We start from the raw sequence: 23,661 nt of genomic DNA on the forward strand, positions 1-23,661 counted from the left end.
CGAACTCACATAGACGCCAACTGCCTGCATAGAAAGCCGCGCCCAAGCCCATGAGCGCGGCTTTCCACGTTTAAAACCAGACACAACACCGGTCGCGCGCTGTTAACTGTTCACTATTAACTGTTCACTGATTCCCCCCACACAATCCCCACAAATCCCCCTTCTCCCCTTGCCATGCTGGCCCCCATCACAAGGAGGCCACCATGAAACTGACGCTTTTCTTCTCGCTACTGCTACTGACTCTCAGCGCCCGGGCAGACTGGCAGGACGAGGCCGCCACCGGCGCCTTGCTGCTGGCCGATGACCAGGGAGACATCACCGCCGCCACTCTGCTGGATACCGACGCCCAGATCACCGTCAGCGGCCCGCTGGCACGGGTCACCCTGACGCAACGTTTTCACAACCCCAGCCAGCAGTTTCGCGAAGGGCGCTACCTGTTTCCGCTGCCGGAAAACGCCGCCGTGGACGGTATGGTGCTGACTATTGGCGACAGGCGCATCGTCGGTCGCATCGACAGGAAAGACGAAGCGGAAAAGACCTACCGCCAGGCCCGGGCCAGTGGCAAGAAAGCCAGCCTGGTCAGCCAGCAGCGTCCCAACCTGTTCACCACCGCCGTGGCCAATATCGCCCCCGGCGAAACCGTGCAGGTGGAGCTGCATTACCAGCAGACCCTGGACGTGGACGGGCGTCGCTTCCAACTACGCCTGCCACTCACCCTCACACCCCGCTTCACCCCGCCCACGGAAGCGCCCCATCCCCTGGATTCCCTGCTGCGCAATACGGTGGCGAACCCCGGCGGCACCGCCGAGGCGGGCACCGCTTCCATCCATATCGACCTGGACGCTGGCGCAAACCTGGCGACCCTGGGCAGCCCCAGCCACGCCATCCACTCGCAACGCCACGGGCGGCGCTACACCATCACCCCGAAAGCCGGCCCCGTACCCATGGACCGGGACTTGTTGCTCAACTGGGAACTGGAAGACACCGGCGAACCGCTGGCAACCAGCTTTTATGAAGAAATCGACGGCGAACACTATGCCCTGCTGATGGTGGTCCCCCCGGAAACCGGCCAGGCGGCCACCCTGCCACGGGAAACCCTGTTTATCATCGACAGCTCCGGCTCCATGGGCGGCGCCCCCATGCGCCAGGCCAAGGCCAGCCTGCAACTGGCCCTGCAACGCCTGAAGCCCGGCGACCGCTTCAACATCACCGACTTCGACAGCCAGCACACCCTGCTGTTTGAACAACCCGCCACCGTCAACGACGCCAGCCGCCAACAGGCGCAAGATTTCGTGGACAGCCTGCAGGCCAGCGGTGGTACCCACATGCTACCCGCCCTCAGCGCCACCCTGAGCCAGCAGGCCAGCGACGGCTACCTGCGCCAAGTGATCTTTATCACCGACGGTGCCGTGGGCAACGAGCACGGTATCTTCCGGGCCCTGCACCAACAGCTCGGCGAAGCCCGCCTGTTCACCGTGGGCATCGGCTCCGCACCCAACAGCCACTTCATGACCCGCGCCGCCCAATTCGGGCGCGGCAGCTTTACCTATATCAACGACCAGAACCAGGTACAGCAGGGCATGGACACCCTGTTCCGCCGCCTGGAATCACCGCTGATGCGCAACCTGCAGGTGCAGCTGCCGGACGGCATCGTTGCCGAACGGTGGCCGCAAAAGCTGCCGGACCTTTACGGCGGCGAGCCCCTGCTGGTGGCCATGAAGCTATCCGCCCCTACGGACCAGATTACCGTCAGCGGCTACCGTGACCGGCATTGGCAACAACCGGTCATCCTGCCCGCCAACAGCAACCACCCGGGCACCGCCAGCCTGTGGGCCCGGCGCAAGATCGCCGACCTGGTGGACCGCATTACTCTGGGCGCCCCGGAAGCGGACATCGCCCCGCTGATCACCGACGTAGCCCTGCGCCATCAACTGGTCAGCCGCTACACCAGCTTTATCGCCGTGGAAGAAACCGTGTCGCGGCCTGCTCATGAACCCCTGCTGCACGACACCATCCGCAACCAGGCGCCTCATGGCACTCAACACAATACCGCCTGGCCCGGCACCGCCACCCCGGCGCCCCTGTTGTGGCGGCTGGCTGGCGTGCTGCTGATCGTCACCCTGCTGCTCTGGCTGCGCCAACGGAGAGAGAACCATGGCACGATATGAGCGCGGCCTGCTGGTACTGAGCCTGACCGCCCTGATAGGGCTGGCAGGTTGGGCCAGCTGGCTGGACGGCAAGGCCTGGCTGGCCCAGCACCTGATCGCCCACGCCTGGCAAACTACCCTGGACCAGGGCGCCCCCCAGCGCCCTTGGCCCTGGGCGGACACCTGGCCGGTAGCCCGGCTCACCACCCCCGCCGGCAAAACCCTCTATGTACTGGAAAGCACCAGCGGCGAAGCCCTGGCCTTCGGCCCCGGCCGACTGGCCGGCGGCATCGGCAGCGACCAGGCCCTGACGCTGGCCGGCCACCGGGATACTCACTTTGCCTTTCTGGAGACCCTGGAAAACGGCGATTCGCTCACCGTGCAACGGGCCGACGGCGCCAGGCAACGCTTCCAGGTCAGCAGCCAGGAAGTCGTCGACAGTCAGGCGCACCCATTACAGATCCCTCGCAACGACCGGCAGCTGATCCTGATTACTTGCTACCCCTTCAACGCTCTCACCCCCGGCGGCCACCAGCGCTACATCGTCATCGCTCAGACATGACCGTGGGAGCAATCATTCGATCACGAATGTCGCTCAAGGCGACGAAAGTGAAGGGATGCAAGGCTCGGGAAGATGGGGATGATTGAACCCAGGAAGAAACACCAAACTGAGGGCATCCCCCCCGTTGGCGCTTTGCTGGCAAAGCGCCAACATCGCACTACCGTTGATACAGTCAGGATTATCCTGACACTTGCAGATCAGGCCGGCAGGCTTTCAGCCCTTATAGTCACTACAACGACCAAGCTTCTCGCTGGCGAGAAAGACACAGAACGCCTCAACGTCATCGTTGGCATAGGTATTGGAAATCAGCTCACCGGGAATCAGCCCCTCATCCCAGCGGGTCGCGATCATTCTGTGGGTCTTGTCTTCCTCATCGACGGGGTAAATATTCACCTCGGCGGTTGTCTGGTGAATATAAAGATCCCGAAGCTCTCTGGAGCAGCGAAACTGCCCAGCCTCCGCATCAGTGTTACAAGCATAGCCCGCTTCGGAGAAAAATGTATCCGCAGTAGCAAACAAATGATCTGTTCTGAGTCGCTCATCTGACAGAGAAGAAATTGTCCTGGGTGCATCACCTGTCACATTTGTGCAGCCGGTGACCACAACCAGAAAAATTGTAAGTAACGCAGACTTCATCATTTCGGGCAATTTTCTCTTTTTCACGTTGCAGCCTTAGTTAATATGCTTTCTTTCGCGGTTCAAAATTGATACTAGAAGGTTTATCCCGCCGCCCCAAGAACAGGAACCAACCGAGCAGAGCGAAAGAAAAAAGTGCATTTCCTAACACCACCACTACCGACCGATTGGAAAAACTTGGACTAAATAGAGATGCATGCAAAGTATTCAACATTGTCCGGCCCTCCGGGGAAGCCCAATTTGAAGCTCTGGACTCATGAAAAAAGACAAAAGCACCCAGAAGAACACCAATAACAGCGCAGCCAAGATAAGCAGATTTCAAGAATGAACGATAACGCCTTGAGGTAATCATCAACGCAAGAAAGGCACTTACAATTAGCATCAGCGCAGGACTCACCAACATCTGAAGAAACTCGATGCCAGGCTGATACCTATCGTGCAGTGACGCAGTGGCAGATTGAAAATAGAGAGCAACTGCATAAATAGCCAAAAATACAATCACGCCTATCCATTTCGCCTGACGAAATCCCATTGAAACCATTTCCAAGTTAACGCTGCGAGCAGCGGCCGCAGGTCCACTGCCTCATTTTGTTAATTTTCTCTTAATCAACAAAAGGACTAAAACCTTGATCCGCCCATGAAAGAAAGCCCCCAACCTCCCTGTATTCATCAAAACCTATTTCCCCTCCTTCCACAGCGAATACGACACAGGATTCTTTCGTATAATCTATGAGATAGAAATATTCTCCTGAATCATAACCAATAGCCACCATATTTTTACACAGCGGCATAATCTCATGATTAACGCTTTGCGGAACAACATCCTCGAGACTATACAAATAAATTCCCGAACTATTAGAATAAAATCCATTCTTGATCTTAAGAAAAGACTTATAATCCTCTGGAAGAACAAAGTTATCTCTTTCGAATCTCTCTATCTCACCTTCAGCAAGGGAACCTCTGAAAAACTCCCCGACTTTGCCATAATCAGGGCTTTCTATCAGCCACTTTCCGGGAATGCCATGAGCCAGCTGACTTTTGCCGAAGCCGAATATGAACACAAGAAGCGCAAGACCCGGCGGGAAGTGTTCCTTGAGAAGTTGGATCAGTTGCTACCCTGGAAGGCGCTGGAGTCCACGATTGCGGTCTATTACGCCTCCGGTAGCACTGGCCGGCCGCCGTATCCGCTCTCCAGCATGCTGCGCATTCATGTCATGCAGATCATCTACAACCTGAGTGATCCGGCGATGGAAGATGCCTTGTATGAGATCGAGTCTATGCGCCGTTTCGCAGGGATTCGGCTCTCTCGGGTTCCTGATGAGACAACGATCCTGAACTTCCGGCACCTGCTGGAGCAGCACACTCTTGGCAAGAAGCTGTTCAAGAAGATCAACCGTCAGTTGGCACGACATGGCCTGATGGTTCGGGAAGGCAGCATCGTTGATGCGACGATTATCGAAGCGCCCAGCTCGACGAAGAACAAAGGTAAGGCTCGTGATCCGGAGATGCACCAGACCAAGAAAGGCAATCAATGGCACTTTGGCATGAAGTGCCATATTGGCGTCGATGACACGGTGGGTCTGATTCATAGCCTTGCCACTACCGCCGCGAATGAGCATGACCTGACGGCATCAGACCAGCTTTTGCATGGCAAAGAGAAACGTGTCTGGGGAGACGCGGGTTATTGCGGTATCGAGAAACGCGAAGAGCACAAGAACCGTAAAGTGGATTGGTTTATCGCTGAGCGTCCTGGTAAGCGCTCCACGATGTCGAAGGTTGCGCTGGAATGCGAAACCATCAAAGCCAGCGTACGTGCCAAAGTGGAACATCCCTTCCGAGTGATCAAAGGCATGTTCGGTTACAGCAAGGTTCGCTACCGGGGTCTGGCGAAAAATACCAACCGGCTCTATCTCCTGGCGGGGCTGCACAACCTGTTGAGGGTGAAACGGGTGCTGCTGCCCTAGGGGCAGTGCGCCTGATTGCCGCTAAAGTGCGGCAATCAGGCGAAAAAATGAACACTCAAGAGTGAATTGTGGCCTGAATTTGATGGCAGAAGCCTGTTGATCATCGTAAAGGCGAAAAAAGCGAGTTATTCAGACCTTCCCAAGCGAAGGCCCAACAACTTCCGCATCGCCAGGAATCAAAATTTCCTTCAATATCAAACTCCGCACCATAAAAATTAACAGCGTATTAGAACGAACGAATCGACTTAACTCAATTCGACATAATTATTTTTGGCTTATCACATTGGCCACGAATAATTTGATATTGGCTAGTGACTTACCACCAGGTTGAGAATATATCCCAACTGACAAATCGCGAACGTTCGACATAATGCCAGTACGAGCGTGCTTTTTGGAAAATTACAAATCCACTTTATATCAACCAGTTAGCATTTTCTGTAAGCCATATCCTACAAGCCAGGAAGGCCCATCTGTTGAGCATGGGGGAGTTGGGGAGTAAGCCCTGTGGATTGAGGTTCGCCATGCGCGCATAGCTCCTACAAGGGATAAGACCGCGGGCATAAAAAAACGCGGCCGTAGCCGCGTTTTTTTTGGTGCTGAAATCTTGAGGATTTATCGCCCGATAATTTCCCGGGAGATGATTTCCTTCATGATTTCGCTGGTGCCGCCATAGATGCGCTGGATGCGGGCATCCACGTAGTCGCGGGAGATGGGGTATTCCTGCATGTAGCCGTAACCACCAAACAGCTGCAGACATTTGTCGGCGACCACACCTTGCAGCTCAGTGGTGGTGAGCTTGGCAATGGAGGCGTTGGTGGCGGTGAGTTCGCCACGGTCATACTGGTCGATGCACTGCTCGCCATAGGCGCGGTTAACCACCACCTGGGCGTGCAGGTCTGCCAGCACGAAGCGAGTGTTCTGCAAGCTGGAGATCGGCTTGCCGAAAGCCTGGCGCTCTTTGGTGTATTCGATGGTGCGCTCGATCATGCCTTCGCAGGCAGCGATGGCGCCCAGGGCCAGGATCAGGCGTTCGCGGGGCAGTTCGTTCATCAGGTTGGCGAAGCCTTTACCTTCACCACCGAGGATCTGGTCGGCGCCCACTTTCACGTTTTCGAAGAACAGCTCGGAGGTGTCCGCAGCGTGGTGGCCCATTTTTTCCAGATTACGACCACGAGCGAAGCCCGGCAGGGAGCAGTCCACGGTGAACAGGGTCATGCCTTTGGAGCCGGCATTGGGGTCAGTCTTGGTGGCGAGTACGATGACGTCGCAGTGCTGGCCATTAGTGATGAAGGTTTTCTGGCCGCTGATGCTGTAGCCATCGCCGTCCTTGTCGGCACGGGTTTTCATGCCCTGCAGGTCGGAACCGGCGCCGGGCTCGGTCATGCCGATGGCGCCTACGGCTTCACCGCTGACCATTTTCGGCAGCCAGGTCTGTTTCTGCTCTTCCGTGCCCAGGTGCAGGATGTAGGGGGCAACGATATCGGAGTGCACGGAAATGTTGGAGGCCAGGGCACCGTAACCGGCGCGGGAGGCTTCTTCCACGATCACCGCTGACAAGCGGAAGTTGGCGCCGAAGCCGCCGTACTCTTCCGGCACGTCCACGCACAGCAGGCCATTCTCGCCCAGCTTGTTCCACAGCTCACGGGGGAACATTTCGGCTTTTTCCCACTGGTCGTAGTGCGGGGCCACTTCGTTTTCGAGGAATTTTTTGACGTTGTCGCGGAACAGTTCGATTTCGTTTTGATCAAGCATTTCAGACAGTCCTGTTGGTCAACGGCACCGCCCCCCGGACAGGGGGCCAGCGAATCTATGGCCAACATTCTAGCGGCACGGTGTGAAGGCAACATCATCCGCGAGTGACTGTCCGGTCCGCTGTATACCGCTTCCCCGGGCGTTAACATTGCGTCGCGCCCTGCCGAGGACGCTCCTGCAACGGACTTCCCCGCTGCAGGAGCGATGGGTTAGGTCAGATCGGCTCGATGCTGATCTCGGCCTTGAGGGAATTGGCCACGAAACAGTTGCGGTGTGCACTGGCGTGGAGCTTGTCCATCGCAGCGGCATCCGGTTCCTGGCCATCATCGAACACCACCCGCGGGCGCAGCACGATACGGGTGATGGCCATGTGCCCATCGCCGGCCTTTTCCACAGTGCCGGCAGGCTGGTCGATGTAACTGAGCACCTTGAGACCCTGCTTGGCCGCGATCGACAGGAAGGTGAGCATATGACAGCTGGAGGTGGCGGCAATGACCGCCTCGTCCGGGTTCACCCGGTTACCGCAGCCAAAATATTCCGGTGAGGCCGAGGCCTGCACCACTTCGCCACCGGCGAAGGTCCATTCGTGTTCCCGGTTGAAGTGTTCGTAATCGAACGACGCGCCCGGCTTGAGATGCCAGGCAACCGTTGCACCGTATTCACTCATGATTTCGCTCCCTCTGTTGCATCACGGTTTTCTGTTCTCCTGCTTTAACCATGATCCCAGCCAATCGCTAATGCAACATTGTCGCGGATCAAATCTCCGGCTTCGGCGATAACAGGCAACGCTCCACCTGATCCAGCACCCGATTGCTGTACAGCAGGGCGCAGTGACCCAGATACGGGACGTTGATATTGGCTTCAGCACCATCCAGCACCGCGGTGGATACCGGCAGCACGAAGTTGTCCAGGTTGGAGTAAATGGAGAAGAAGCGTGCATCGCCGGGGCAACCGCCGCCTTCCGCCAGCTCCTGCACAAAGGGGCTCTGGTAGCGCATCTGCGCGGCAGAGCCCTGGGCCGGAAACAGGCCGGCGATGCGCGAGCCGTAGTGAGGGCTGCCCAGGGTGATCACCCGGTCGATCTTGCCGGCCAGGCCCAGGTTTTTCAGGGCGTAGCGGGTAAGCGGCCCACCCATGGAGTGGCAGACGATATGGGCTTTTTGCGCGCCGGTGGAGGCGAGGATGCGCTCCACATGGTCGTTGACCTGCTGGGCCAGTTTGCGAGCGTTGATGTGCGGCGGGGTGTAGCTCACCGAGTACACATTGCCCCAGCCGCGCCATTTCAACCGCCATTGCATGAACAGGAAGTTGGCGCTGTTGCCGCCGTAGCCATGCACCAGAATCACCGGGGTCTCCCCGTGGTGGCGGCTGCGCACCGGCGAGGCGTCGTGGATCAGCCGCAGCGGGTAGCTGAATACCAGCACGGTGAGGCTGGCGGCTTCCTTGATGATCCCCACCGCGGTCGGCAACAGACGCAGCGGTTGCTCATCGGGAAGCTGTGCCTGCTCGGGAAAGCTGCGACGGTCGTAGAACCAGCACACATAGAACAGCAGGGTGATGGACACTGTGGTGAGTACCGCCAGTGCCAGAAGAAAAATGATCAGACCCATCCCGTGATTACTCCATTGTTGTTTTTACCGACGCTAGGCCAGTGCCAGGACGGATGACGCGGCGCTGGTATGACTGTCGGACAAGGCGTGAAGAGAATTCACAATTGGTCGGCAATCACCGCGCAAAGGCAATTCTCAGCGGCACTGTGGGAAGCGATGTTCACATCGCGAAAGGGGCCTGATTCAGGCCGTGCCGGCTTCTTCGCGATGTGAACATCGCTTCCCACAGAAAGAAACCACGCCAACCTAGTGCAGCCCCTGCTCTTGCAGCCAGGCAGTGCAGTGCGCCACCGCCTCGGCCAGTTTGTCGTTCTGCCCGAAGTAATAGTGGTTGGCTCCGGTCACTTCGCGCAGGGTGGCCTGCCCTGATTGGAACCCGCCGAAGAGCCGGCGGGTATGGCTGGGGGTGCAGGCATTGTCTGCGGTATTACCAATCACCAGGGCGGGCACGCGGATGCGCCCGGCGCAGGCCGGGCCATTGGCGCGGGAATCGTCATAGCTCCACTGACTCAGCCAGCCGCGCAGGGTGTTGAAACGGGCCAGGGCCACCGGGCCGTTGTTGACGGTTCGCGGGTCGCCCAGATAACAGGTCCCCGGCGGGCGTTCATTGGGGTCTTGCTGCGGGTCCAGCCAACGGACGTCGCACATGGTGCGATGGACGATAAAGCCGTATTCCTCGTTGGGCAGACCGCGGTTTCGAAAATCCGCCAGTTTCTCTTTCACCCAACCGGTGATGCGCCGGTTGCGGTCGATCTGCGCCTGGCGGAAACGAGCCACGAATGCCTCGCTGTAGGGCGGCTGGTTGGGGCAGTCCGGATGATAAATATCCAGCTCCCGGTCCCGATGCTCCGGATCGCTTTCATCCAGCACGGACGGGTCCAACCATTCGGTCATGGTAATAGCCCGGGACACATGGGCGGCCAGCAGCATGATCCCGTCGGCGGGGATCAGTTTCCGGGCCGTCAGGTCGTAGGGGTCTCCCGCCGGGGTGTCGGTGATCTGCGGATCTTCCGCTTCCGCCTGGTAAAGCAGACTCAGGGAGCCGCCGCCGGACCATCCCGCCAGCACCACTTTTTCAAACCCGAGGCGCTCTTTGGCATCGCGCACGCAGGCCCCCAGATCCGCCACCACCTTTTCCATCAGCAGGGCGCTGTCGGCGCCCCGGTAGCGACTGTTGCAATAGATCACCGACAGCCCCGCTTTGGCCAGCGCCGAGACCATGGGCAGGTAGGCACCGCCGCCCACCGGATGCATGAAGATCACCACGGTCTTGCCCGGGCCGCTTTTCGGGGTAAGCAAATGGGACTCCAGCGCCACCAGATCCATGGGACCGGCGTAGGTATCCTTGAAACGCGATGGCTCAGTGAAAGTCACCAGATAGGGGGTGCGGTCATAGTGTTTGCTCATTGCGGCGCGTCCTTGTTGCTGGCGTTCTTGATCCTGGAGAAGTCCGCCTTGCTCATGTCGATGCCACGCAGGTCCAGGGCGTCGGCACCGAAGGTCTGCTCTTTCAGGGCACGGGTCTTTTCGGTCCATGCCTTGAGCAGGCTGTGGGCGTTGGCCGCGTCTTCCGCCACTACCGCCTCATAGCTGGCATCCTTGATGGTGATTTCCAGCGGGATGCCGTTGGGGTCGAAGAAATAGATGGAGTGGATAAAGTCATGGTCGATGGGCCCAAAGCAGGGGCGGCCGGCCTGGTTGATGCGGCGGCGCCAGGCTTTCAGTTCTTCCCGGGTATCCACTTCAAAGGCCAGGTGTAAGTCAAAGGCGCTGCGCGGGCGGAACAGTTTTTCGTCGGCACCATCCGGGGCATCGAAGAAGGCGATGAAGTTGTCATCGCCCATCTTGAAGAACAGGTGCATGTAGTCGATCTTGCGCCCGGTGCCCGGCTCTTCGTCGAAGACCATGGCCAGGGTCAGCGGCAGGCCCAGCACATCCTCGTAAAACCAGCGGGTCTGCTCCGCATCGCGGCAACGGTAGGCGCTGTGGTGTACATGCTTGAGCATGGCGCAATCCGGCAGGCTGCTCATGGTTGGCTCCCGATTGTTGTCGATATTCGGGTGCCATTGTTGCCACAGGCGAGCCGGGAACTGAAAACCGAAACCACCAAGAACCTGTCAGTTCTGGCCACTCGCGCCAGACCGGCGACGGTGGCAAACTGTCCGCCTCTTTATTGGCAGCACGGCAACGCAAATGGCAGACCAGGCAATCATCAACGAAGTGGGCCTCCGCGACGGCCTTCAGAATCAACCGGTTACCGTGGACACGGACACCAAGGCCCGGCTGGCCCAGCTACTGGTGGATGCCGGTATGCGCTACCTGGAGCCGGTGAGCTTTGTCAGTCCCAAGGCAATCCCGCAGATGGCCGACGCCGCCGCGCTGACCCCTCTGCTGCCACAGGGTGACGACCTGCACTACACGGCTCTGATCCCCAACCTGAAGGGCTATCAGCTGGCCAAAGAAGCAGGCTACCCCACGGTAGCTCTGGTGCTGTCCACCACGGATTCCTTCAACGAACGCAACCTGCGCATGAGCCTGGAGCAGGCGGCACAGAGCTGCGAGGCGATTATTGCGGCGGCCAGGGAAGACGGCATTGCCACGCGTACCTATATCTCCGGCGCCTTCGCCTGCCCCTACGATGGCCCGGTGCCGGTGAGCCTGCCCCAACAGCTGGCCGAGCGCATGTTCGCCGCCGGCAGTGACGAGGTAGCCATTGCCGACACCATCGGCGCCGGCAACCCGCAGCAGATGAAAGCCATCATGGCGCCGCTGATCCGCGACTTCGGGGCCGAACGGTTCTATGTGCACCTGCACGACACCCGCGGGCTGGCCGCGGCCATGGCCTGGGAAGCCGCGGATCTGGGGGTGCGAAAATTCGATGCCTCGGTGGGCGGCCTGGGTGGCTGCCCCTTCGCGCCGGGCGCCACCGGTAACATGGCCACGGAGGACCTGGTGTACCTGCTGGAAAGCTGCGGACTGAACACCGGCATCCAAATCGACGGCCTGCGCGAGGCGGTGGCCCTGGCCGCCGAAGCCACCCAGCGTCCCCTGGGTGGGCGCATTCTCGACTGGATGGCCTCCCAGGAAAAACAGGGCAAGACGCCCTGCCTGTGGTAATCAAAAAAATTCGCACCGAACCCTTTGTAAAAAACGCCGGGCAGTATGAATGCCCGGCATTTTTTGAGTCCTTACCTTGCTTTTCAGGGGGTGTAGGGATAGCGAAACTCGCCTGACAACGAGATTGAATTATCGTTACCCGGCAAAACGGGTGCCATATTCCTGGCTACCAGCGTGGCGATATAGCTCCCCTCTACCATTCCGTCACTGACGCTGGTGACATTGATAGTGCAAGACGCCCCTTCAGACAGATTCTGTGTGCCTGATTGAGTATAGGTGGCACCGTACGGAATATCCGCGGGGGTAGAGATCGTCATGGTCGGTTTCAGACCGCCCACATCCGTGTTGCAGGTAAAGCTGCCGACCTGCATGGGAATATTGGACCACACCATCCGCATCTGGTTGTTTGGGGATTCCAGATCATCAAACAGGCGGAAGAAGAAGCCATTGGTGCCGTTGGAAGAGACCTCCGATGCCAATAGGAACCGCTCACCGGCCACAAAATGGGTGCTGCCCTCATCGATGGTCATGCTGATGCCCTGCGCCTCACTGCCCAGCGCACCATCGTCACCGTTATTGGCGGCATGGAAGGTCTGGGTAGTGAAGTTGCGGAACTTGCCGTGTACAACCAGGGTCCGCTCCGCTTCCGGCAGTTCGATATCGCCTGTTCCCAGGCCGGAGCCAAAGGCAGCACCACTTCCGTTGCTGGGCCCCATCAGGGTAGCGGTGTACGAACCGATATACTTGCGCCCGGCATTTTGTTCGATGGTAACGGTGCAATTACCCCCGTTGGCACTCTGGAACTTGAACAGGGGATCGCTGACGGTGATCCAGCCCATCTTCAGGGTCACTTCGGTGTCACCATCGTCGCAGCTGTATTGGCCCGCCGCCGGGTTGTTGTTGCTGCCGGCCTGCAGTTGGAATTTCAGCGCATGGTCCGGATGGGAGCCATCCAGCAGGGGTCGGCCACCCAGGAAATGCCCGGAGCGCATCTCACGGGTACCACTATCAATCGTCATGTCCCAACGAATCTCGTCCGCCAGGGCCGGCGCTTCGCCTTCGGTACCGGTGTGAATAAAGATTCGGAACTGGCCACCGCCCAGAGTGATCTGCTCATCATCCTTGTCGTTGCCCAGGGTGGCACTGATGATGTGTCCTTCCGTGGCGCCGTTGCTAAAGTGGTAATCCACATCCAGTTCGCATTCGGTCGCAGTCCAGATTTTCTGAAGCGGCGGCGTGGCGGCATAGTCAACCGTCAGCAAGGACACTCCCGTGCTGGCGCTGCACAACTGGGTCCCCAAGGCGCCATGGGCCACGTTCACCTGGACCCAGATCAGATCATCACCATTAAACGGTTTGCTATCAATGGTGTTGAAATCACTGTCATAGTTGTGAGCGCGGATCTGACGCTTGGCGGTGGTTGCCATGAACGATTCAATAAAGGGTTGCTCCATGGCCCAGATCTTTCCGTCATGCATAACGGCAACCCCGTTACGCATATCGAGCAACTCTGCGCCTGGCTCTGGCACCGGATCGGTGTTCTCTTCCTGAATCAAGGCACGCGTGGTGGCGCCGGCACCGTCATCATGGATGATTTCGATGACTTCAAGATCCGCATTGAGATATAGCCGAACCCGCTCATCGCTATCTGACTGACCATAGTTCACAGCCACCCGACGATCCGCCTCGACGCTCTTGCGATCGTAAATGGCAACAATGTCGGCAACGACAAAGCTGGTTCCGGTATCAAAATCAATATCGCCCTGGGCTGAAATCGTGACGGTGCCACGCTCATGATCACGGGTGGCGGTGCCACAGCTTGCGCAGTAGCCGGGGTTGCCCTCGCCGGTGCCGATTACCGTATAGGTACCGGCATAATCCGTCAGCACATCCAGGTTCACTGGCAGTTCAGGGTCTACCGGTTCTTCCTTTTTCGGGGCGTCCGGGAACTGGTTCAGGTTACCGTCTTTCACCAGGTTCAACAGGGCGCTGTAATCGGCAATGGAGGGGTCATCATCAATGGCCTCCTGGATTGCATCCAGAACCTGGTCCCAGGCATCGCCAATCACCAGTTCTGTGCTGAACGGATCCCCACCAGGCAGCACAAAACCGGCATTGGTCATGGCGGTGAGCAGCTCGGTTTTCTTGCTGGCAATGGTGCTGGCATCTGGCCAGTTGGCCGGTGTGGCGATCCAGCTACCGTCCGCCAGGCCGGTAGTAAGTGCCAGCACCATATCGGTGATCGGGGTGATATTAATAGTGCCCGGTTGACTGGCATAGCTGCGCAAGGTCACCGATGGCGTCCCGCCAGTAACAGTTAATACACAAGGCAGCGCTGTGCTGGCAATGTTGCCCGTCCATGATCCATCAGCATTGGTGATGACGGTGGAGGCAAATCCACTACCGTCGACACATTCAGCGTTTACGGTTCCGGCCTGAATAGCGGCACCTATTGCCGCGGTACCGGTGAGGCTGGAAGAGGAGGGTATGGGGGGATTTTCGCCCCCCGAGCCACTGCGATTACTGCTGCTGTCACCACCACAGCCAGTGACCGCCAGGACAATACCCAGCAGCACCGCATGAAAAATGAACGTCCCTATTCCTGTCTTCATACCCGATACCCACGCTGATTGATGAAACGATTTCAACATCATAGGGCTGACAGGAAATTTTCAGCACCCCTTAAACACGGGGGTATAGAACCAATAACAACAACGGATCAGGAAGGATTCACCAAACCCATATGAATCGCCTTGAGAGTGGCTTCTGCCCGGGTATTCACCTGCAACTTGGCATACACATTCTTCATGTAACCTGCAGCCGTGTAATGGGAAATGCCCAATTTTTCTGCAGCATATTTGACACTTAATCCCTTGGCTATCAGGGTCAGAATATCCCTCTCTCTTCGGGTGAGCGTCGCCTCTCTTTCACTGAAATCCGGATGAAACTGCTCAAGTAATCGGCGTGCTATAGAGGCAGAAAGAGGCGGCCGCCCCGCCAGAATGCCTGCTAGCTGCTCGCCAAATTCCGGCTCGGCATCATCTTTCAACAGGTAACCGTCAGCGCCAGCGCGCAAAGAGCCGAACAAATGCTCGGAATCATCAAAAATGGTCGTTACCACGCATAGTGAATGACGATTCACTTCCTTAAAAGGGCGCACCAGGGCTACGCCATCACCATCCGGCAATCCCAAGTCAACCAGTGCAAGGTCGTAGGGTCCTGCTGCTATTTTTAGCCTGGCATCTGCCAGAGTAGCCACCTGATCAACCGTTTCCGGAGTCAATAAATTCGATACCTGTGTATGCAGCCAATCCGCCACATCAGGCAGATCTTCCACAATCAAAACCTGCCTGATTGCATTCATTCTTGAGCTCCAAAAACCAGGGAAATAAAACTGTGATTCAACACACAGAAATCATATATTCTTCAGCATTGTAAAAACAATTTACTCGAAGAAACGTAGTAGTAGTCGCTAGAGGCCCCATGAATCAACCCCTCAAAAAAGGGGCCGGCGCCACTTTACATATAGGTAACATGCATGCTTTCGCTCAAAACGCGCATTATTGCCGGACTAGCCCTGGTTTCCTTTTATGGCTTTATGATCATCACTCTGGCGCTGGCGCTGCCCGGTAGCGACACGACGTTTCAGATAAATGGTGATCGCATTCAGGCACAGCTGCCGGATGGAAAATCTGTGATTGTTACAGCTTTCACTAACGGTGAGTCAATACAGACTGCGGATGTATCACTGCTCATCGAAGAACCGGATGTCCTTCCTCACTATGCCGATTTGAACACTTTTTTTGACAGCCATCAGACTCTTTACAAATGGCTATCTGCAGGCACCCTGAAAATCGTCAGCGACACCGGGAAAGAATATTCCATGGAACGCCGGTCACGATCACTTACCCAGTTATCCGGCCTGTTCTGGTTACAACTCTTATGCGGACTGGCCGGCATGATTATCTGCCTGCTTGTCTGGATTCCAGCAAAGCGAGAAATCGCCATACACTCCTTTGCCCTAACCGGGTTGAGTTATGTGCTTTTTTCATCCGCGGCCGCTATCTATAGCACCCGTGATTTTTTCATTCCAGGAACGATGTTTGCCTGGTTATCCGGTATCAATCATTTTGGCGCTCTGCTGTTTTCTGCTTCCCTGGGCGCCTTTTTGTGGAATTACCCCCGAAAGGCCCCCGGCCATTGGCTCACCACGGGCTTTTATCTCGCCTTTACCGTTGCCATTCTCATTGACCAGTTGCAGTTGGTGAACAGCCCCGTTGAAGGCTTCCACTCCTGGGTCATGGGTATTTTCCTGATCGGACTGTCCGGATCAGTTTGGCAATGGACAAAAACAAAAGAAAAACCCCATCATCGTTCTGCATTGGGATGGGTAGTGATTTCAATTGTGACCGGCACGGCTTTTTTTGCAGGTGGCATGATCCTTCCTGCTATCTTTCAGGTCGCCCAACCCGCTTCACAGGGCCTGCTGTTTACCACTTTCCTACTGATGTATCTGGGTATGGCTCTTGGTGTTGTTCGACATCGGCTCTTCGATCTGGAGCAATGGTGGTTTTCTTTATGGTCCTGGTTACTGGGCGGTCTCTTCATCATGTTGACCGACTTGGTTCTGGCGATGCTCCTCAGCTTGTCTGGCCCGATCACACTGACATTGTCCGTCGCCCTTATCGGCTGGCTATATTTTCCGTTACGTCAGCTACTCTGGAAAAAGCTATTTCTGCGTAATCATCAGGAACTGGACGAATGGCTCGCACAGGCACTACCCGCGATGCTGGATGCTCAAAACGTATCTGATTCACGGTCCGGTGTAGAAGAAGCGCTTCAGGCGGTATTTGATCCCCTTTTCATGGAACCCGCTCCTCTGGCAAGTTCCCAGATAACCATTATCAATAAAGGCCAAAGCCTCAGTGTTCCCGAACCCCTTGAACAGCGATCCTGGTTACTGCATCACCCAAAGCATGGCGAACGCCTTTTCAACCGCCAAGACACACGAATAGCAAGCCTTGTGCTATCTCTACATCAACTGGTCAGCCAGGCTAAGCTTGCGCACGCTAAAGGTGCCAGAGAGGAACGGCTTCGCATTCGACGAGACATGCACGACGATCTGGGAGCAAAACTCTTACAGCTTTTACATCGTTCAACAGACACCACCAAGCCGCTGGTTCGTGAAGCCATCCATGATTTGCGCGATCTTCTTAAAGATATGGAAGGCGAGTCCTTGTCACTTGAGGCAGCCATAATCCAGTGGCATGAGGAAACCGCTCAGCGCTGCAAAGATCATGGCACTACGCTGGAATGGCATGGCAAACCTAACTCGATGGTACTGGCCGCAAGCCAGTTCAGCGAGCTAACCCGAATTTTACGGGAAGCTGTTACCAACGCATTGAAACATTCATCAACGTCTGTTCTTACCGTCTCGATAGACAGCCGAGAAAACATACTGACGCTGGTAATCGAAAATGACGGCGCGCTTACATCAAGCCAATCAACAGCTATTCGCGGCCTTGATATCATGGCCGGTCGAGCACGCAAGTTAAGTGGTCGCTTTGAGCATCACAATGTTGATGGCCAGTGGAAGGTAGTGCTGGAAGTCCCGCTGGCCAGTTCTTCTAACTGACCCGATAAATACAAACGGGCCTTTTTCAGGGGCCCGTTTGTATGCACTGGAGGTTTAGCGAACTGCCGCTGCCTTGGCAGCAGCCATGCCCATGAAACCGCTAGAAAGGGTGAAAGCCTCCGCCTGGTAGACATCCGGAAGTACGTTTACCTGATAACGGGTGATATCCCGGGCCACACTGCTGGATACGCCGCCAAGGGCACTGAGCATGCCAAGCGTTTTGGTCACGCCAGAAGTCACCTTGTCGCTCGTAGTGGTCACGTTATCAATGCTGCTGTAAAACTTTGCAGGGCTAGCAATTGCCTGCTTGGCAGCGAAAACCGGCTGATGGTGGGGCAAAATCGAACATACATCTGCCGGATTCATCAGCGATGCGCGCGCGCACTTTATGTTTCCGACAGGCTGGAAACGCAAATCGCCGGTAACCGCCAACTCTACCTTGCTGCTTACTTTAGCATTGTCCTTATTGCTAAGACCCGCCCAGCTCTTATGACCATCGCCCTGCAATTCCGCGAAATCCACCAGAAGGTTAATATTTACACCACTTATATTAAGCTCTTTCATCATCTGCGCTTCGAGCTGTGCGGTTGACTCTCCCGATACAGACTTGAATGATTGCGCCAATCCTTTACTCGCTCCAATATATCGTGAGTCAGTTACCGCCTCACCACTACGCGCCAATACCAGATAGCGTGTACCGCCATCGCCCTTATACTCAAATGGACTGGCTCGCCCACCCGCCTGAATGTTCTTGTAATGCGAGTTGGCTTTTATGATGTCATGGGAAACCAACTGGAAACCGGCATTGCTCAGCTGCTTCTCCGCATCGTCACAAGCGCGATCAGCAATACGCTGAAGATCCCGCTCTTCGATACCCTGGGCCGTATAGGTCACAGAGACTTTTACGTCCGAACGACTAACAGTACCAATGGCGCGAGTATTGCCCGCCCTAAAGCCACCACTGGTGGAAGCAGATGCTGAAGTAGTCATGCCGAACATCACATTGCAGGACAATACACCTACTTTTTTAACATCCTTCATGTGCTTTTCGCTATCGGCACCGATGAAGGTATCCGCCTGGCTGACTGCGCTTCCATTAGCGTCATAGGTTGACGCCATATCTGTGGATGCACACCCTGCCATGAATGCGCAAAAAAATAATGATGATGCTTTATTTATCTTCTTTGATGATAGATTTTTCATTTTTTAATTCCGTGATATTTTAATATTTATTGCAAATAAACGCCGGAAAAATCCGGCTTTTTTGAATCATCAAACACTATTGTTTTACTGCATCTCTCAACTCAAACAGTTCACCACTCACCCATGCACTCAGGCTTTTCACTGTCATATCTTCGTTGAAACGAACCTGAATTTTGCCGGCGCTGACATTGACAAAATCTTGGGCATCGATATGCATCAGGAAGGCACCATCGCTTTCCTCCACTCCCGGAATCAGAAAATCATTATTCCCGCCCCACTCCAGTTCCTGGGGGAAGGTGCCACCGCACAGCTGGGTCTCCCCATCCAGGGTAAAGTGCCCTCCTGCGGTAATGACCATGGTGTTTGTCACTGTACTGAAAGGGCCAAAGGGTCCATTGCATGAGACCTGTGCCGAGCCGCTCCAGGTACCTGCCAGATCTACAAAAATATCTGGTACGCCTGATCCGTAAGCCTCCATGCTGTTGCGAAACTTAACTTCACCATTGCCCCCTGCACTGCCCTCAATCAAGCCACTATCCCACTCCGCAAAGGTATTCAGAAACTCTGTAATTCCTGTTCCTTGATTGATGAAAAGCTGGCCAGGCATGTAGATAGGACCAAAGCCATAATCCTCTTCAGAGAAAGGGGTAAGCGCACCCGTCAAGGCGCCGCTCGACTGCAAACTGGAAATAATGCTGCCGTCCGCGCCCTTTAATTCCATCATCCAGTCAGCCGTCGATCCGCTGATGGTTAGCGAGCCTTCGCCATACCATTGCGGATTGGATTCCGGTGTTTCATAAATGGCAACCGGCCAGGTCGCCGTCATCAATGCCAGAAATTCGGCTTGTGTAGGGTTGGCATTGGCACCGAAATCGGCACTATCGATACTGGCTTGCACCTCGGGGGAAACAGTCTCTTCCTGAATCAATGCACGGGTCGTTGTGCCTTGGCCGTCATCATGAATGATTTCCACGACGTCCAGATCACTATTCAGGTAAAGACGAACCCGCTCGTCACTATCAGACTCGCCAAAGTTCACCGCTATCCGTCGGTCAAAGTCGATATTTTTTCGGTCATATATGGCAACAATATCCGTAGCAGCAAGGTTAATTCCATCGTCAAAGTCGATATCACCCTGAGCCGTGATGGTGACCGTGCCACGACTGTGATTGCGATTGGCGATACCGCAACTGCCACAGTAACCAGGATCACCCGTACCCGAACCAATCACGGTATAGGTCCCTGCATATCCGGTAAGCACATCCAGGTTGGCCGGCAATTCCGGGTTATTCTGTTCTTCGTGATCCGGCAGGGTATTGAGATTACCTTCGGCCAAAAGCTGGGCCAGCGCGTCATAACCATCAATGGCGCCCGCAGGATCTTCCACCAGTTCCCGAATCGCATCGAGTAACGCATCCCAACCCGTACCATCGGCATCAAACTCTGTATCGAAAGGATTGCCCTGCAGACTGTCAGGGGCATATCCCTTTTCTTTTAGTGCGTTGACAAGTTCGGTAGCGGCAGAATTGACCTCGGCTTCGCTGGGCCAGTTCGCAACAGTAGGCTTCCAATCCAGTTCTGCATCTGTTTTCGCCATAACCAGAGCAAGTTGAGTGAGCGGACTGATATTGGTCGTCCCCGCCGTAAAAGCCATACTTGTCAGTTCAATCGCAGGCGTGCCACCACTCAATTCCAGCAGGCAAGGCAACTGGTCGTTTTCGACCTTGCCACTCCATTTGCCATTGCTGTCAGTGGTAACAGGGGAAAGGGTGAAACCGGAGCCATCCTGACAGGAGGCCGTGATAGTCGCATTGGCTATCGCCTGACCGATGGCTGCAGTACCTTGCAGCGTTGCTTGAACGGGCGGCATACCGCCTCCAACCGACGGAGGTGTTCCTTCTTTGCGGTTGCTGCTATCACCACCACAAGCGGTAAGTAGCAGCCCCAGACCGATACACCCGATAACCGGCAGCCATTTGCCACCTCGATCTTGAGCGATACCCCTCATGACCAATCCCCTAGTGTTTTGAGTAATTGGTCACAATCCTAGGCCGCCGCTTGTCTGCTGTACCCCCCATAAACAGGGGGGGGCGCATTCTCGACTGGATGGCCTCCCAGGAAAAACAGGGCAAGACGCCCTGCCTGTGGTAATTCGTCACACCCGGAAGTCCATTTCCCCGTTTGATCCGTTGGCGCTTTGCTCGCGGACTGAGAGACAGACGCATCCCCCGCAGACCGGCTCCCGGAGCGAGAGCCTCAGGCGCCGGTGCCGGCCCGCTGCTCGCGAATCAGGTGGTCCAGCAGGGCTTTGTCCTGCTGTGACACTCGCCAGTGGATATCGGCCTGCTCCATCAGAGCAACCAGATCATCCAGGCTGAAGGCACCAATCTTCCCAGCCAGCAGCGCATCCACCCGAGCCGCGGACAAATCCAGCCACCGACAGGCATGATCCCGGTTCCAGCCCTTATCGGTGATGCCCTGTTGCAAATTCATCAGCAGGCGACTGCGCAACTCCATTTCCCGGGCCTGCCGGCCATCGTCTTCCAGGTGCCCCCAGCCCCGGTCAAACCACTGTGTCTCCATAGCGCCTCCTTCCGGTACCGGCCCGGCAGGATCGCCGGACCCTGCCCTCAGGCTACACCGCAGAGCGGCAGAGACAACCCGGCGGCGGGCCTCAGCCTTGGCGTATCACCATGCAAGTGGCGGTGGCATGGGCATAGAGTTTGCCGTCCTCGTCTTCGATGCGGCCTTCGGTGATCACCAGATTGCGACCGGCATTAATCACCCGGCCTTCCGCACGCAGGGTCTTGTTGAATGGCAGCGGCCGGCACATCTTGATGTTCAGGTCGGTGGTGCCGTAACTCTCGCCGGCTTCCAGCACGGTGTGGGTGGCACAGCCGGTGACTGAATCCAGTACCGTGGCAGCGAAACCGCCATGCACACCACCCAGGGGATTGGTGTGGCGTTCATCTGCAGTGGCCAGGAAAACCACCCGACCCTCTTCAACCAGATCCGGGTCCATGGGCATGGTCTCGGAGATGGGCGGGCGCGGCAGTTTGCCGGCGGCGAATGCCTGCATGATTTCCAGGCCGGTCAGTGTCGCAATGTTCATGGGTATGTCCTGTTTGCCATAGGGAATGATCGCCATTGTAGGTTCCTTTTTGGAACTTACAATACGATACAGGACGTATCCCGGCGAACGGCAGGGACGGAGCAGGCAAAAAACAGAATGGGATGCCGGAAAGAGACGGCCCTGGCATTAGGGGCTGAGCCTTCGCGGAGGTGGTTTCGCGAGTTACGAGAAGCGAAAGGCAAAACCGGTTTGCTCTTCGCAACTCGCAGCTACTAGCTGATTTTCACCCTACAGCGTCACCGTCCGACAACAGTTTTTCCCCGCGTCCCGGGCGGCGGACAGGGCGGTTTCCGCCGCCTGCAGGGCCGCGTCCGTGGAGCCGTAGTCTACCTGCTCTGCATCACAGGGCATCAGGGTAGCAACACCAAGACTCACGGTTAGTGGCAAGGGTACGTCCGCGAGAGACAACACCGCCTGGCGACAATCCTCCGCCACATCCTCGGCCTGGTTGAGGCCCGCTTCAGGCAGCAGCATCAGGAACTGTTGGCCGGTGAAGCGTCCCAGACAGTTCTTGCCACTACCCAGCTTGCCCAGCGCTTCGGCCACCGCCACCAGGGCATCATCGCCTACGGCATGGCCATGCTGCTGGTTGAGCTGGTCCAGGTTGCCCACTTCCACCAGCACTAGCGAGAGGGGCTCGCGGGTGCGTAATCCCAGCTTCAGGTTCTGGCGCAGCTGCTCCAGGATCACCGGCCGGTTACTCAGGCCCGTGAGCGCATCCTGGCGGGCCAGACCGGCCAGTTCGCGGTTGAGCTGTTCCAGCTCGTCGCGCTGCTCGCGCAGGGCAATTTCGCCGTTTACCTGGGCGGTGATGTCTTCGAGTTGGGAGAGGAAATAGCGCGGGGTGCCATCACTGTTTCGCACCAGTGACACCGCCAGCAATACCCACACTTCACGACCTTCCTTGTGGGTATAGCGTTTTTTCATCCGGTAGGTGGTGGCGTCGCCGCGCAGCAAGCTGTCCACCTGCTCCAGATCCTTGTCCAGATCATCCGGGTGAGTAATGGTCTGGAAGTCGATCTCCCGCAACTCGCTGTCGCTATAGCCGACAATCTGGCTCACCGCCTCGTTCACTCGCAGCCAGCGTCCATTGGGAGCGACGATGGCCATGCCGATGGCCGCGTGACGGAATGCACCTTCGAACAGGGCCACATTGGTTTCCATATCGGTCACCGCGCGCACCCGCTGGGTTTCCAGCCAGGAACGTTCCAGGCCATGGCCCAGAGACAGGGCCATCAGCTCCAGAAATTCCATTTCCTCCATACTGAAAGGCTCCGGACGGGGCCGGGTGTCGCTGAAATTCAGGGTGCCGACGATATCGCCCTGCACCCGGATGGGCGTGGCGATATAGGCCTGCAGCTGCAGCCCGGTGTAGGCCGGGTGGGAACGCATGGATTCCAGCGCGCCCACATCGTGCAGGGCCACCGAGCCCTGCTTGGCGAGCACTTCCGCGCAGTAGGTATCGCCCAGGGCGTAATGATCTCCGGCACGGATGGTGTCGTTGTCCGACTGCACCGCCAGCACCTGGTAGTCCTGTCCCTGCACACGGCTGATGATGCCGACAGACAAGCCCAGCAGGCGGCAGCCCACTTCCAGATACTGCCGATACAACTCGCGGCTGTCCGCACCATCCAGCAACGACAACCGATGCAGTTCCTTCAGGCCCACCAGACGCAGGTCCGCCCCCTCTTCCATGATCATCTTTCCTTACTCAGGCAACATTTTCGCAAGCGTTAGAGCCTGTTTGCAGTCTATACGCAGCCGCGCCGGAGGCAATTTTTTCGCCAGGTCGTGATTACGATTGTGCGGTGTAGTCATTCTACATAAACAAGTGTAATCGCGGGCTGGCGGAAAAAGTGTCCCGGCCCTTCAGGGTTGCGCTGAAAATGGCGCCAGCCAGTA

At 56.7% G+C, this 23,661-nt stretch carries 20 protein-coding genes; 5 read left to right on the forward strand and 15 right to left on the reverse strand.

The features are described 5' to 3' along the window. The first annotated feature begins 203 nt into the window (after window positions 1-203). Together KZ772_RS12105 and KZ772_RS12110 are read left to right on the forward strand one after the other, a co-directional pair. Window positions 204-2,168, forward strand: a complete 1,965-nt coding sequence (locus KZ772_RS12105; protein WP_290536815.1) for a marine proteobacterial sortase target protein — start codon at window positions 204-206, stop codon at window positions 2,166-2,168. Further along, on the forward strand, window positions 2,155-2,709 hold the full coding sequence (locus KZ772_RS12110) for a class GN sortase (RefSeq protein WP_290536816.1): 555 nt from the start codon (window positions 2,155-2,157) through the stop codon (window positions 2,707-2,709). The genes KZ772_RS12105 and KZ772_RS12110 overlap by 14 nt, the downstream gene beginning before the upstream one ends. 213 nt (window positions 2,710-2,922) lie before the next feature. Here KZ772_RS12110 and KZ772_RS12115 read toward each other — a convergent pair whose 3' ends face one another. The 3 genes from KZ772_RS12115 to KZ772_RS12125 form a co-directional block, all read right to left on the reverse strand. Then, window positions 2,923-3,372 carry a hypothetical protein gene (locus tag KZ772_RS12115; protein WP_290536817.1) on the reverse strand — a complete coding sequence of 150 codons (450 nt, stop codon included), beginning with the start codon at window positions 3,370-3,372 and terminating at the stop codon, window positions 2,923-2,925. A gap of 13 nt (window positions 3,373-3,385) precedes the next feature. Continuing rightward, the gene (locus KZ772_RS12120; RefSeq protein ID WP_290536818.1) at window positions 3,386-3,877 is read right to left on the reverse strand and encodes a hypothetical protein; all 492 of its coding nucleotides are present in this window, start codon (window positions 3,875-3,877) and stop codon (window positions 3,386-3,388) included. 70 nt (window positions 3,878-3,947) lie between these two features. Next, window positions 3,948-4,406 carry an SMI1/KNR4 family protein gene (locus tag KZ772_RS12125; protein ID WP_290536819.1) on the reverse strand — a complete coding sequence of 153 codons (459 nt, stop codon included), beginning with the start codon at window positions 4,404-4,406 and terminating at the stop codon, window positions 3,948-3,950. Between KZ772_RS12125 and KZ772_RS12130 the strand changes: the two genes are divergently transcribed. Beyond that, a complete protein-coding gene (locus KZ772_RS12130; RefSeq protein ID WP_064782570.1) occupies window positions 4,368-5,309 on the forward strand; it encodes an IS5 family transposase in 942 nt (313 codons plus the stop codon). The two genes, KZ772_RS12125 and KZ772_RS12130, sit on opposite strands and share 39 nt — an antisense overlap. A gap of 612 nt (window positions 5,310-5,921) precedes the next feature. On the opposite strand, the gene KZ772_RS12135 is transcribed toward KZ772_RS12130, so the two are convergent. The 5 genes from KZ772_RS12135 to KZ772_RS12155 form a co-directional block, all read right to left on the reverse strand. After that, window positions 5,922-7,061, reverse strand: coding sequence for an acyl-CoA dehydrogenase family protein (locus tag KZ772_RS12135; RefSeq protein ID WP_290509137.1), 1,140 nt, complete (start codon window positions 7,059-7,061; stop codon window positions 5,922-5,924). Window positions 7,062-7,275: 214 nt separating this feature from the next. After that, window positions 7,276-7,728, reverse strand: a complete 453-nt coding sequence (locus KZ772_RS12140) for an OsmC family protein (protein ID WP_290509138.1) — start codon at window positions 7,726-7,728, stop codon at window positions 7,276-7,278. Between the two features lie 88 nt (window positions 7,729-7,816). After that, window positions 7,817-8,671 (reverse strand): alpha/beta fold hydrolase, encoded by an 855-nt coding sequence (locus KZ772_RS12145; protein WP_290536820.1) that lies wholly within the window; start codon window positions 8,669-8,671, stop codon window positions 7,817-7,819. Between the two features lie 246 nt (window positions 8,672-8,917). Continuing rightward, window positions 8,918-10,078, reverse strand: coding sequence for an alpha/beta hydrolase (locus KZ772_RS12150; protein WP_290536821.1), 1,161 nt, complete (start codon window positions 10,076-10,078; stop codon window positions 8,918-8,920). Continuing rightward, window positions 10,075-10,701 carry a VOC family protein gene (locus KZ772_RS12155; RefSeq protein WP_290536822.1) on the reverse strand — a complete coding sequence of 209 codons (627 nt, stop codon included), beginning with the start codon at window positions 10,699-10,701 and terminating at the stop codon, window positions 10,075-10,077. Before KZ772_RS12155 ends, KZ772_RS12150 begins: the two co-directional genes overlap by 4 nt. 163 nt (window positions 10,702-10,864) lie before the next feature. On the opposite strand from KZ772_RS12155, the gene KZ772_RS12160 reads away from it, so the two are divergent. Then, on the forward strand, window positions 10,865-11,788 hold the full coding sequence (locus KZ772_RS12160) for a hydroxymethylglutaryl-CoA lyase (RefSeq protein WP_290536823.1): 924 nt from the start codon (window positions 10,865-10,867) through the stop codon (window positions 11,786-11,788). 83 nt (window positions 11,789-11,871) lie between these two features. Here the strand turns inward: KZ772_RS12160 and KZ772_RS12165 are convergent, their stop codons facing one another. Both KZ772_RS12165 and KZ772_RS12170 read right to left on the reverse strand, forming a co-directional pair. Beyond that, complete coding sequence (locus KZ772_RS12165) at window positions 11,872-14,400, reverse strand: hypothetical protein (RefSeq protein WP_290536824.1); 2,529 nt, start codon at window positions 14,398-14,400, stop codon at window positions 11,872-11,874. Between the two features lie 107 nt (window positions 14,401-14,507). Then, entirely contained in the window at window positions 14,508-15,152 is a 645-nt protein-coding gene (locus tag KZ772_RS12170) for a response regulator transcription factor (protein WP_290536825.1), read from the reverse strand. Between the two features lie 174 nt (window positions 15,153-15,326). On the opposite strand from KZ772_RS12170, the gene KZ772_RS12175 reads away from it, so the two are divergent. Continuing rightward, window positions 15,327-17,423, forward strand: a complete 2,097-nt coding sequence (locus KZ772_RS12175; RefSeq protein ID WP_290536826.1) for a sensor histidine kinase — start codon at window positions 15,327-15,329, stop codon at window positions 17,421-17,423. Between the two features lie 54 nt (window positions 17,424-17,477). Here the strand turns inward: KZ772_RS12175 and KZ772_RS12180 are convergent, their stop codons facing one another. The 5 genes from KZ772_RS12180 to KZ772_RS12200 form a co-directional block, all read right to left on the reverse strand. Beyond that, complete coding sequence (locus tag KZ772_RS12180; RefSeq protein ID WP_290536827.1) at window positions 17,478-18,626, reverse strand: hypothetical protein; 1,149 nt, start codon at window positions 18,624-18,626, stop codon at window positions 17,478-17,480. 76 nt (window positions 18,627-18,702) lie between these two features. After that, the gene (locus KZ772_RS12185) at window positions 18,703-20,634 is read right to left on the reverse strand and encodes a hypothetical protein (RefSeq protein WP_290536828.1); all 1,932 of its coding nucleotides are present in this window, start codon (window positions 20,632-20,634) and stop codon (window positions 18,703-18,705) included. 248 nt (window positions 20,635-20,882) lie between these two features. After that, window positions 20,883-21,209: an XRE family transcriptional regulator gene (locus KZ772_RS12190; RefSeq protein ID WP_063510073.1), complete on the reverse strand. Its 327-nt coding sequence runs from the start codon at window positions 21,207-21,209 to the stop codon at window positions 20,883-20,885. A 91-nt stretch (window positions 21,210-21,300) separates the two neighbouring features. Continuing rightward, window positions 21,301-21,774, reverse strand: a complete 474-nt coding sequence (locus KZ772_RS12195) for a PaaI family thioesterase (protein WP_290536829.1) — start codon at window positions 21,772-21,774, stop codon at window positions 21,301-21,303. Window positions 21,775-21,987: 213 nt separating this feature from the next. Continuing rightward, window positions 21,988-23,454 carry a diguanylate cyclase gene (locus KZ772_RS12200; RefSeq protein ID WP_290536830.1) on the reverse strand — a complete coding sequence of 489 codons (1,467 nt, stop codon included), beginning with the start codon at window positions 23,452-23,454 and terminating at the stop codon, window positions 21,988-21,990. Window positions 23,455-23,661 lie beyond the last annotated feature (207 nt).

The organism is Alcanivorax sp., assembly GCF_019431375.1.
GTDB lineage: Bacteria > Pseudomonadota > Gammaproteobacteria > Pseudomonadales > Alcanivoracaceae > Alcanivorax > Alcanivorax jadensis_A.

What these genes read in the sequence shown, in the direction of transcription:
- KZ772_RS12150 (WP_290536821.1), bottom strand. Translation starts at nt 10,078, where the DNA reads ATGAGCAAACACTATGACCGCACCCCCTATCTGGTGACTTTCACTGAG.
- KZ772_RS12200 (WP_290536830.1), bottom strand. Translation starts at nt 23,454, where the DNA reads ATGGAAGAGGGGGCGGACCTGCGTCTGGTGGGCCTGAAGGAACTGCAT.
- KZ772_RS12110 (WP_290536816.1), top strand. Translation starts at nt 2,155, where the DNA reads ATGGCACGATATGAGCGCGGCCTGCTGGTACTGAGCCTGACCGCCCTG.
- KZ772_RS12175 (WP_290536826.1), top strand. Translation starts at nt 15,327, where the DNA reads ATGCTTTCGCTCAAAACGCGCATTATTGCCGGACTAGCCCTGGTTTCC.
- KZ772_RS12145 (WP_290536820.1), bottom strand. Translation starts at nt 8,671, where the DNA reads ATGGGTCTGATCATTTTTCTTCTGGCACTGGCGGTACTCACCACAGTG.
- KZ772_RS12135 (WP_290509137.1), bottom strand. Translation starts at nt 7,061, where the DNA reads ATGCTTGATCAAAACGAAATCGAACTGTTCCGCGACAACGTCAAAAAA.
- KZ772_RS12170 (WP_290536825.1), bottom strand. Translation starts at nt 15,152, where the DNA reads ATGAATGCAATCAGGCAGGTTTTGATTGTGGAAGATCTGCCTGATGTG.
- KZ772_RS12130 (WP_064782570.1), top strand. Translation starts at nt 4,368, where the DNA reads ATGAGCCAGCTGACTTTTGCCGAAGCCGAATATGAACACAAGAAGCGC.
- KZ772_RS12165 (WP_290536824.1), bottom strand. Translation starts at nt 14,400, where the DNA reads ATGAAGACAGGAATAGGGACGTTCATTTTTCATGCGGTGCTGCTGGGT.
- KZ772_RS12195 (WP_290536829.1), bottom strand. Translation starts at nt 21,774, where the DNA reads ATGGCGATCATTCCCTATGGCAAACAGGACATACCCATGAACATTGCG.
- KZ772_RS12190 (WP_063510073.1), bottom strand. Translation starts at nt 21,209, where the DNA reads ATGGAGACACAGTGGTTTGACCGGGGCTGGGGGCACCTGGAAGACGAT.
- KZ772_RS12185 (WP_290536828.1), bottom strand. Translation starts at nt 20,634, where the DNA reads ATGAGGGGTATCGCTCAAGATCGAGGTGGCAAATGGCTGCCGGTTATC.
- KZ772_RS12180 (WP_290536827.1), bottom strand. Translation starts at nt 18,626, where the DNA reads ATGAAAAATCTATCATCAAAGAAGATAAATAAAGCATCATCATTATTT.
- KZ772_RS12155 (WP_290536822.1), bottom strand. Translation starts at nt 10,701, where the DNA reads ATGAGCAGCCTGCCGGATTGCGCCATGCTCAAGCATGTACACCACAGC.
- KZ772_RS12120 (WP_290536818.1), bottom strand. Translation starts at nt 3,877, where the DNA reads ATGGGATTTCGTCAGGCGAAATGGATAGGCGTGATTGTATTTTTGGCT.
- KZ772_RS12140 (WP_290509138.1), bottom strand. Translation starts at nt 7,728, where the DNA reads ATGAGTGAATACGGTGCAACGGTTGCCTGGCATCTCAAGCCGGGCGCG.
- KZ772_RS12105 (WP_290536815.1), top strand. Translation starts at nt 204, where the DNA reads ATGAAACTGACGCTTTTCTTCTCGCTACTGCTACTGACTCTCAGCGCC.
- KZ772_RS12160 (WP_290536823.1), top strand. Translation starts at nt 10,865, where the DNA reads ATGGCAGACCAGGCAATCATCAACGAAGTGGGCCTCCGCGACGGCCTT.